This is a genomic window from Streptomyces sp. SM1, assembly GCF_002910825.1.
Classification (GTDB): Bacteria; Actinomycetota; Actinomycetes; order Streptomycetales; family Streptomycetaceae; genus Streptomyces; species Streptomyces okerensis.
On the sequence record NZ_NEUB01000937.1, the window covers coordinates 1 to 1,483 of the forward strand.

Below are 1,483 nucleotides of genomic sequence, written 5' to 3' on the forward strand. Positions count from 1 at the left end.
CCGCGCGGCGGTGAACGCCTCGTGGGCCCGGTCGTCGAAGAGGACGAAGACCACCTCCTCGACCGCCGTCGGTGTGGTCCGGACGGTGCCGACGGCGATCCGGGCCGCGTCCTCCACCGGCCAGCGGTACACGCCGGTGGAGATGGCGGGGAACGCGACCGTGCGGGCGCCGAGTTCGTCGGCGACACGCAGCGACTCGCGGTAGCAGGAGGCGAGCGGCGCGGGATCGCTGCCGGCGCCCCGGTACACCGGGCCGACGGTGTGGATCACCCAGTGGGCCTGGAGGCGGCCCGCGGTGGTGGCGACCGCTTGGCCGGTGGGCAGGCCCCTTCCATACCGGGAAGCGCGCAGGGCGCGGCACTCGGCCAGGATCTCCGGGCCGCCCCGGCGGTGGATCGCGCCGTCGACGCCTCCGCCGCCCAGCAGGGACGAGTTGGCGGCGTTGACGACGGCGTCGGCGCTCTGCCGGGTGATGTCGCCCCGGACGAGGGTGAGGGTGGGGGTCATGTCTGACGCAGCCTCCGCCAGACGGCCCTGGCCGCGTTGTGTGACGAGGGTGAGGGTGGGGGTCATGTCTGACGCAGCCTCCGCCAGACGGCCCTGGCCGCGTTGTGTCCGGACATGCCGTGCACGCCGGGGCCGGGCGGGGTGGCCGACGAGCAGATGAAGACGGCCGGGTGCGGGGTCGTGTACGGGAACAGGGACAGCTTGGGGCGCAGCAGCAACTGGAGTCCCGAGGCCGCGCCGGAGGCGATGTCGCCGCCGACGTAGTTGGCGTTGCGGGCGGCGAGTTCGGGCGGGCCCGCGGTGGCGCGCGCCAGGACGCGGTCGCGGAAGCCGGGGGCGTAGCGCTCCAGTTGGCGTTCGACGGCGTCGGTGAGGTCGCCGGTCCAGCCGTTGGGCACATGACCGTAGGCCCAGAAGACGTGCTTGCCGGCCGGGGCGCGGGCCGGGTCGGCGACGCCGGGCTGGACGGTGATGAGGAAGGGGGCGTCGGGGGCCCTGCCCCCGCGGGAGGCGGCGCGCAGGGCGGCGGCGATCTCGTCGCTGTCCGCGCCGATCTGCACGGTGCCGGCCCTGCGAGCCTCGGGGGCGGTCCACGGGACGGGCCCGTCCAGCGCGTAGTCGATCTTGAAGACGCCGGGGCCGTAGCGGTAGTTCGCGTAGTGGTCGCCGAAGCCGGCGATACGGGCCAGGGCGGTGGGCGAGGTGTCGAAGACGTACGCGCGGGCGGGCGGCAGGTCGTCGAGGCGTTTGACCTCGTAGTCGGTGTGGACGGTGCCGCCGAGGTCCTTCAGATACGCGGCGAGGGCGTCGGAGATGGCCTGGGAGCCGCCGCGGGCGACGGGCCAGCCGCGGGCGTGCGCGGCGAGGGCGAAGACCAGGCCGACGGCGCCGGTGGCGAGGCCGCCCAGGGGTGCCATGACATGGGCGACGAGGCCGGCGAACAGGGTGCGGGCCCGCTCGTCGCGGAAGCGGCGGG

The 1,483-nt window shown here is 75.3% G+C and carries 2 protein-coding genes (1 of these 2 cut by a window edge); both read right to left on the bottom strand.

Features of this window, described 5'->3' with window-relative positions:
* Positions 1–507 (bottom strand): O-acetyl-ADP-ribose deacetylase (locus B9S61_RS32210; RefSeq protein WP_103545351.1); only part of this gene is annotated, 507 nt, incomplete at its 3' end.
* 62 nt (positions 508–569) lie between these two features.
* On the bottom strand, positions 570–1,483 hold the 3' portion of the coding sequence (locus tag B9S61_RS32215; protein WP_103545352.1) for an NAD(P)/FAD-dependent oxidoreductase. It continues 502 nt past the right edge of the window; 914 of the gene's 1,416 nt are visible here — the last part of the coding sequence; its start codon lies beyond the right edge, outside the window; its stop codon occupies positions 570–572.